This window comes from Streptomyces sp. NPDC059718, assembly GCF_042733315.1.
GTDB lineage: Bacteria > Actinomycetota > Actinomycetes > Streptomycetales > Streptomycetaceae > Actinacidiphila.
On record NZ_JBHWGA010000002.1, the window covers coordinates 277,024 to 285,095 of the forward strand.

7 protein-coding genes are annotated in these 8,072 nt (G+C 72.3%); 5 read left to right on the top strand and 2 right to left on the bottom strand.

All coding sequences use genetic code 11. The features are described 5' to 3' along the window. The first annotated feature begins 221 nt into the window (after positions 1 to 221). The 4 genes from pdhA (at position 222) to ACFV3E_RS03790 (ending at position 4,125) form a co-directional block, all read left to right on the top strand. Complete coding sequence (pdhA, locus tag ACFV3E_RS03775) at positions 222 to 1,373, top strand: pyruvate dehydrogenase (acetyl-transferring) E1 component subunit alpha (RefSeq protein WP_500533189.1); 1,152 nt, start codon at positions 222 to 224, stop codon at positions 1,371 to 1,373. Positions 1,374 to 1,384: 11 nt separating this feature from the next. Beyond that, positions 1,385 to 2,350 carry an alpha-ketoacid dehydrogenase subunit beta gene (locus tag ACFV3E_RS03780; protein WP_500331500.1) on the top strand — a complete coding sequence of 322 codons (966 nt, stop codon included), beginning with the start codon at positions 1,385 to 1,387 and terminating at the stop codon, positions 2,348 to 2,350. Between the two features lie 52 nt (positions 2,351 to 2,402). Further along, positions 2,403 to 3,824 (top strand): dihydrolipoamide acetyltransferase family protein, encoded by a 1,422-nt coding sequence (locus ACFV3E_RS03785; protein ID WP_500533393.1) that lies wholly within the window; start codon positions 2,403 to 2,405, stop codon positions 3,822 to 3,824. A gap of 106 nt (positions 3,825 to 3,930) precedes the next feature. Further along, positions 3,931 to 4,125, top strand: a complete 195-nt coding sequence (locus ACFV3E_RS03790) for a hypothetical protein (RefSeq protein ID WP_499512828.1) — start codon at positions 3,931 to 3,933, stop codon at positions 4,123 to 4,125. 115 nt (positions 4,126 to 4,240) lie between these two features. Here the strand turns inward: ACFV3E_RS03790 and ACFV3E_RS03795 are convergent, their stop codons facing one another. Beyond that, on the bottom strand, positions 4,241 to 5,620 hold the full coding sequence (locus ACFV3E_RS03795) for an FG-GAP and VCBS repeat-containing protein (protein ID WP_500533190.1): 1,380 nt from the start codon (positions 5,618 to 5,620) through the stop codon (positions 4,241 to 4,243). A 217-nt stretch (positions 5,621 to 5,837) separates the two neighbouring features. Between ACFV3E_RS03795 and ACFV3E_RS03800 the strand changes: the two genes are divergently transcribed. Then, complete coding sequence (locus ACFV3E_RS03800; RefSeq protein WP_500533191.1) at positions 5,838 to 7,655, top strand: NHL domain-containing thioredoxin family protein; 1,818 nt, start codon at positions 5,838 to 5,840, stop codon at positions 7,653 to 7,655. Between the two features lie 16 nt (positions 7,656 to 7,671). Here ACFV3E_RS03800 and ACFV3E_RS03805 read toward each other — a convergent pair whose 3' ends face one another. Further along, complete coding sequence (locus tag ACFV3E_RS03805) at positions 7,672 to 7,893, bottom strand: hypothetical protein (RefSeq protein ID WP_499512825.1); 222 nt, start codon at positions 7,891 to 7,893, stop codon at positions 7,672 to 7,674. Positions 7,894 to 8,072 lie beyond the last annotated feature (179 nt).

An 8,072-nucleotide genomic window follows, 5' to 3' on the forward strand; every position in this document is an offset into this window, starting at 1 on the left:
AACGCCCATTTACTAGGAAATCCAAACAAAACCGCAGGTAGAACACCCTTCGCGCGAAAGCGGGAGGTGTGGGTAACGTTCACTTCGCAGGGCTGCCTGCCGGGTCGACCAACACTCCCGGCTCGGCCGTGCCGCACACACCCCGTGCGCCGCGACGAGTCGGGCAGGAGCCGCACTGGCCGCCGGCGGATCCCGGGGGCCGGACAGACGGAGGAGCAAGCGTGAGCGTGAAAAGCACTGCCGCGAAGCCCCGTACGCCCCGTACGGGCACGCGCGGTGGAGCGAAGCGCCGTGAGGGCGAGCCGGAGCTGGTGCAGCTCCTGACCCCCGAGGGCGAGCGCGTCCAGCACAGTGAGTACTCCATCGACCTGAGCCCCGAAGAGCTGCGCGGTCTGTACCGGGACATGGTCCTGACCCGCCGGTTCGACGCGGAGGCCACCTCCCTGCAGCGGCAGGGCGAGCTGGGTCTGTGGGCGTCGCTGCTGGGCCAGGAGGCCGCACAGATCGGCTCCGGGCGGGCCACCAGGCCGGACGACTACGTCTTCCCCACCTACCGCGAGCACGGCGTCGCCTGGTGCCGCGGGGTGGACCCGGTCAACCTGCTCGGCATGTTCCGCGGGGTGAACCACGGCGGCTGGGACCCGAACGAGAACAACTTCCACCTGTACACGATCGTGATCGGCTCCCAGACGCTGCACGCGACCGGCTACGCGATGGGCATCAGCAAGGACGGCGCGGACTCCGCCGTCATCGCCTACTTCGGCGACGGTGCCTCCAGCCAGGGCGACGTCGCGGAGGCCTTCACCTTCGCCGCCGTCTACAACGCCCCCGTGGTCTTCTTCTGCCAGAACAACCAGTGGGCGATCTCCGAGCCCACCGAGAAGCAGAGCCGCGTCCCGATCTACCAGCGCGCCGCCGGCTTCGGCTTCCCCGGCGTGCGGGTCGACGGCAACGACGTCCTCGCGGTCCTCGCGGTCACCCGTGCCGCCCTGGAGCACGCCCGTTCCGGCCAGGGCCCGATGCTCGTCGAGGCCTTCACCTACCGCATGGGCGCCCACACCACGTCCGACGACCCCACCCGCTACCGCCTCGACGAGGAGCGCGAGCAGTGGGAGCACAAGGACCCGATCCTGCGGCTGCGCAGCTACCTGGAGAAGGACGGCATCGCCGACGAGGCCTTCTTCGCCGGCGTCGAGGCGGAGAGCGAGGCGCTCGGCAAGCGGGTCCGCGAGGCCGTGCGCGCCATGCCCGACCCCGACCCCATGTCGATCTTCGAGAACATCTACGCCGACGGGCACGCCCTCGTCGACGAGGAGCGCGCCCAGTTCGCCGAGTACCAGGCGTCCTTCGCCGACAGCCCGGAGGGTCACTGACCATGGCAACGATGACCATCGCCAAGGCCCTCAACGAGGCACTGCGCAAGTCCCTGGAGACCGACCCCAAGGTCGTCCTCATGGGTGAGGACATCGGCAAGCTCGGCGGCGTCTTCCGGATCACCGACGGCCTGCACAAGGACTTCGGCGAGCAGCGGGTGATCGACACCCCGCTCGCGGAGTCCGGCATCGTCGGCACCGCGATCGGCCTGGCCCTGCGCGGCTACCGCCCCGTCGTGGAGATCCAGTTCGACGGCTTCGTCTTCCCCGCGTACGACCAGATCGTCACCCAGCTCGCCAAGATGCACGCGCGCGCCCTGGGCAAGATCAAGCTCCCGGTCGTCATCCGCATCCCCTACGGCGGCGGCATCGGCGCCGTCGAGCACCACAGCGAGTCGCCCGAGGCGTACTTCGCGCACACCGCCGGACTCAAGGTCGTCTCCCCGTCGACCCCGCAGGACGCCTACTGGATGCTGCAGCAGGCGATCGACTCCGACGACCCGGTGATCTTCCTGGAGCCCAAGCGCCGCTACTGGGACAAGGGCGAGGTCGACACCGACGGCATCCCCGCGCCGCTCCACAGGGCCCGTACCGCCCGGGAGGGCACCGACCTCACCCTGGCCGCGTACGGCCCCATGGTGAAGGTCTGCCTGGAGGCGGCCGCCGCGGCCGCCGAGGAGGGCCGTAGCCTGGAGGTCGTGGACCTGCGGTCGCTGTCCCCGCTCGACTTCGACGCCGTCCAGGCGTCGGTGGAGAAGACCCGCCGCCTGGTCGTCGTGCACGAGGCGCCGGTGCAGCTCGGCATGGGCGCGGAGATCGCGGCCCGCATCACCGAGCGGTGCTTCTACCACTTGGAGGCCCCGGTGCTGAGGGTCGGCGGCTTCCACGCCCCGTACCCGCCGGCCCGGGTGGAGGAGGAGTACCTGCCCGGCCTGGACCGGGTGCTGGACGCCGTCGACCGATCGCTGGCGTTCTGAGGAGAGGGTTGTGACGACAGTGGCAGCACCGCAGCGCTTCCGTGAGTTCAAGATGCCGGACGTCGGCGAGGGACTCACCGAGGCCGAGATCCTCAAGTGGTACGTCAAGCCCGGTGACACCGTCACCGACGGCCAGGTGGTCTGCGAGGTGGAGACCGCCAAGGCCGCGGTCGAGCTTCCGATCCCGTTCGACGGGGTGGTGCACGAACTGCGCTTCCCCGAGGGCGAGACCGTCGACGTCGGCACCGTGATCATCGCCGTCGACACCGGCGAGGGCGAGGGCGGCGAACCGGCCGCCGGGGCCGCACCGGAGCCGGCCGCCGCGCCGGCCCCCGCCGCGGAGCCGGCGCAGAAGCGCCAGCCCGTGCTGGTCGGCTACGGCGTCGCCGCCTCGTCGACCAAGCGCCGGGCGCGCAAGCAGCCCGCCGTTCCGGCGCAGACCGGGGCGCAGCAGGCCGTCCAGGGCGAGCTGAACGGCCACGCCCCGGCGCCGGCCGCCGCAGCCCCGGCCGCCGCAGCCCCGGCCCCGGCGGCTCACGCCGGGTTCGCCCCCGCCGAGGTCCGCCCGCTGGCCAAGCCGCCGGTGCGCAAGCTCGCCAAGGACCTGGGCGTGGACCTGGCCGCGGTCACCCCGACCGGGCCGCAGGGCACGATCACCCGCGAGGACGTCCAGAAGGCGGCGGCCCCCGCCGCCGCGCCGGTCGCCCCCGCGCAGGTCACCGCCGCCCCGGCGGCGGTACCGGCTCCCGCCGCCCTGGCCCCCGCCGCGGGCGCGCTGGAGACCCGCGTCCCGATCAAGGGCGTCCGGAAGGCGACGGCCGCGGCCATGGTCGCCAGCGCCTTCACCGCGCCGCACGTGACCGAGTTCGTCACCTTCGACATCACCCGGACCATGCGGCTCGTGCAGGAGCTCAAGACCGACCCGGCCTTCGCCGGGCTCAAGGTCAGCCCGCTCCTGCTGGTCGCCAAGGCCCTGCTGGTCGCGATCCGCCGCAACCCGGAGGTCAACGCCGCCTGGGACGAGGCCAACCAGGAGATCGTCCACAAGGGCTACGTCAACCTGGGCATCGCCGCCGCCACCCCGCGCGGGCTGATCGTCCCCAACATCAAGGACGCCCAGGGCAAGACCCTGCCCGAACTGGCGTCCGCCCTCGGTGACCTGGTCGCCACGGCCCGTGAGGGCAAGACCTCACCGGCCGACATGCAGGGCGGCACGGTCACCATCACCAACGTCGGCGTCTTCGGCATCGACACCGGTACGCCGATCCTCAACCCCGGGGAGTCCGCGATCCTCGCCTTCGGCGCGGTCAAGGAGCTGCCCTGGGTCCACAAGGGCAAGGTCAAGCCCCGTCAGGTCACCACGCTCGCGCTCTCCTTCGACCACCGCCTGGTCGACGGCGAGCTCGGCTCCAAGGTCCTCGCCGACGTCGCGGCGGTCCTGGAGTACCCCAAGCGCCTGATCACCTGGGCCTGATCCGCCCCCAGGCACGGCAACGGGAAGGGCCCGGACATTTGTGCGTCCGGGCCCTTCCCGCGCGTGTCGCCCCCACCCCGGCGGCGATCTGTGACGTCATACGGCCATGGCGGTATCCATCTCCGTGGTCCTGCTCCTGATCGTGATCACGCTCATCCTGCTCCGGGCGAAGTCGCTGAAGGTCTCCCACGCGATCCTCTGCGTCCTCCTCGGCTTCTGCCTCGCCGGCTCCAGCCTCGCCCCCACCATCCACTCCGGCCTCGTCGCCACCACGGACGTCGTGAGCGACCTGCGCCCCTGAGCCCCGCACCGGCGGACCTCCCGGCGGACTCCGCCGTCCGGAGCGGGCGTCACGGGAAAGGGCCCGGGCAAGCGGCTGCCCGGGCCCTTCCTTCCGCCGTCGAGACCCGCCCCCGCTACTGCGGGAACGCGGCGAGCAGCGGGATCACCCGGGCGGAGGCCGCGGTGATGCCCTTGGTGCCGCCGGGCAGCAGCACGCCCGACTGTTCGTAGCTGCCACCGGAGGCCAGGAGGTCGGCGTCGCCGTCCCGGTCGAGGTCGCGCAGACGGACGAACCAGCCGAACCCGGAGTACTCCGTGGCATCGCCGGGGACGCCCGCGGTCTGCAGGTTGAACCACTGGGAGCGGGTGCCCGTCAGCCCCTTCTTGCCGCCGCGCAGGACGTGCACGCCGCCCGCGTGCTTGACGGTGCCGATCTTCTCCCCGGGCACACCGACCGCGAGGTCCGGGTAGCCGTCGCGGTTCGTGTCACCCGCGGAGACCGTGGAGCCGAACGCGTCGCCGCCGGTGGCGCCGGTGGCGACACCGGCGGTGGCCTGGGTGAGGCGGTAGCCGGTGGTGGGGCCGCCGGAGCCGCCGCGCAGCACGAAGACGGCCCCGGCGCCCTTGTTGTAAGGGTGGTCGCCGACAGCGAGGTCGCCGTAGCCGTTCTTGTCGAAGTCCGCGATCACGCCCGAGGGGGCGTAGTTCGGGGACGAGGTGTTGTACGTGGTGAACTTGCCCGCCTTGACGGTGGAACCGCCGCGCAGGAACCAGGCGACCGAGGTGGCCTTGTCGTTCCGGTAGCCCTGGCCGAGGACGTACAGGTCCGTGGCGGCGTCCTTGGTGACCTTCCCGGCGACGAGCCCGGCAGGTTCGAGCATGTTGCCCGCGCCCGGGGCCGGGGTGTGGCGGGTGACCTTGCCCGTGGTGCCGGACTTGGCGAAGCCGCCCCGGTAGATGTACACGGACTCGACGTCCGTGACGGCCAGATCGATCTTGCCGTCGCCGTTGAAGTCGCCGGTCGCGAGTGAGGCGCCGAACTCGTACCCGGCGTGGGGGGACTTGAGCGGTATGCGGGTGGCGGTGGACGACAGCCCCGACTTGGAGCCCCAGACGACGGTGACCGCGCCGGCGGCGGCGCGGCTGCCCACCTTCTCGGAGCCGTCGCCGACCGCGAGGTCGGCGTACCCGTCGCGGTTGAAGTCGGCGGCCGCCAGGGAGTCGCCGAACATGTCGGCGTAGCCTCCGCTGTCGCCCGCCGTCCCGGGGATGCCGGCGCTGTTCTGGGTGAAGGCCTTGACCTTGGTTCCGGGACCGCTCGCGGTCCCGTACGTGACGGTGACCGAACCGCTGCCGCCGGTGGCGTAGTCGCGGTAGCCGTCGCCGTTGAAGTCGTCGGCGTACTTGGCGGGTGCGGCGGCCGCGGTCCCCGCCGAGACGGTGAGCAGGCCTCCGGTCAGTGCGACGGCTGCGGCCGTCGCGGCGACCAGGCGGAGGTTCTTGCGCGTGGGCATGCGAGCTCCTGCTGCGTGCGGGGGCCTTTCGGCGGCCCGCGCCGGTCTGGATCGTCCGTCCGGACGGGGGAGCACGACGCGGCGGAGCGCTGCGGTGCCCCTGGTCGTGCCGTGGCACGAGGGACGGTCGGTACAGGAGAGACGGTCCACGACGGGAAAGGGTTGTACCGGGCCCACGGCTGTGATCGCCCCTCGCGCGGGGTGGCACCCTTGCAGCATGAACGATTCCGCCCCCGCGTCCTCCCCCAAGCCCCGCCGTGCCCGTGTCCGTGCCCCCGAGCTGGTCGGGAAGGGCGGCTGGCTCAACACCGGCGGCAAGCAGCTGGACCTTTCCGACCTGCGGGGATCGATCGTGATCCTCGATTTCTGGACCTTCTGCTGCATCAACTGCCTGCACGTCCTCGACGAGCTGCGCGAGCTGGAGGAGAAGCACCGCGACACCGTGGTGATCGTCGGCGTCCACTCGCCGAAGTTCGTGCACGAGGCGGAGCACCAGTCGGTCGTGGACGCCGTGGAGCGGTACGGGGTGCACCACCCGGTGCTGGACGATCCGGAGCTGGCCACCTGGAAGCAGTACGCCGTGCGGGCGTGGCCCACGCTGACCGTGATCGACCCGGAGGGCTACGTCGTGGCCCAGCACTCCGGGGAGGGGCACGCCCACGCGCTGGAGGCGCTGGTCACCGAGCTGGAGGCGGAGCACGCGGCGAAGGGGACGCTGCGCCGCGGGGACGGGCCGTACGTGCCGCCGGAGCCGGTGGCGACGGACCTGCGGTTCCCTGGGAAGGCGCTGCGGCTGCCGTCGGGGAACCTGCTGGTGTCGGACTCGACCCGGCACCAGCTGGTGGAGATGGAGCCGGACGGGGAGACCGTCGTGCGGCGGATCGGCGGGCCGGGGGACTTCAGCGAGCCGCAGGGGCTGGCGCTGCTGCCGGACGGCACCGTGGTCGTCGCGGACACCGTGAACCACCGGCTGCGGACGTTCGACCCGGCGGGCGGGGTCCTGGAGACGGTGGCCGGCACCGGCAGGCAGTGGTGGCAGGGGTCGGCGACCTCGGGCCCGGCGCTCGGGACCGACCTGTCGTCGCCGTGGGACGTGGCGTGGTGGGACGGCAAGGTGTGGATCGCCATGGCGGGCGTCCACCAGCTGTGGACGTACGACCCGGCGGACGGGACGGTCGCCGTGGCGGCCGGGACGACGAACGAGGGGCTGGTCGACGGGCCCGCGGAGCAGGCGTGGTTCGCGCAGCCGTCGGGACTGGCGGCGGCGGGCGAGCGGCTGTGGGTCGCGGACTCCGAGACGAGCGCGCTGCGCTGGGTGGAGCGGGCCGCTGACGGCGCGGGGTACGTGGTGCGCACCGCCGTCGGCACGGGGCTGTTCGACTTCGGTCACCGTGACGGTGCCGCGGAGCAGGCGCTGCTGCAGCATCCGCTGGGGGTGACCGCGCTGCCGGACGGGTCGGTCGCGGTCAGCGACACGTACAACCACGCGCTGCGCCGCTTCGATCCGGCGACCGGTGAGGTCGGCACGCTCGCGACGGACCTGCGGGAGCCGTCGGGCGCGGTGGTGGACGGCGCGGAGATCGTGGTGGTGGAGTCCGCCCGCCACCGGCTGACGCGGCTGCGCCTGCCGGAGGAGGCGGCACGGGTCGAGGGCGCCGCGCACCGTACGCAGCGGCCCGCGACCGACGTGGCACCGGGGCCGCTGCGGCTGGACGTGGTGTTCTCCGCCCCGGCCGGCCAGAAGCTCGACGAGCGCTACGGCCCCTCGACGCGGCTGCTGGTCAGCGCGACGCCGCCGGAGCTGCTGCTGGAGGGGGCCGGCAAGGGCACGGACCTCTTCCGCGACGTCGTCCTGAACGGGGACGTCGGCGAGGGGGTGCTCCACGTGTCGGCGATGGCCGCGTCGTGCGACGACGACCCGGACAACGAGTTCCCGGCCTGCCATGTGCACCAGCAGGACTGGGGTGTCCCCGTCCGGCTGACGGCCGAGGGGGACGCCCGGCTCGCCCTGGTGCTCGCGGGGATGGACGCCTGACGCCCCCGCACGTCCGTCACACGTGCGGGTAGTTGCGGGCGCGTTCGTCCATCACCGGCATCGGCTCCACGACCCGGCGCTTCTTGAAGATGCTGACGTAAGCGGCCAGACCGATGACGCCGACCGCCATCATGATCAGTCCGACCAGGTCCAGGTTGACCCCGGCCATGTGCCAGTCGGTCGCGAAGGTGAGGATGGCCCCCACCGCGATCAGACCGATGCAACCGCCGATGCCCATGATGTCCGCCTCCGAACTGGGTTGGCACTACGGACTCGTAGAACTCGTGTACCCCGGGGCGGACATCTCATGACCGGTCCCCCGCCCGTGGTGTATGGTGGCCCCGGGCGCGCGGCAAACTCCGGGGGCCCGGGGAGCCAAAAACAACCTCCCGCACTGGGGGCGGGCGCCACGGGCGT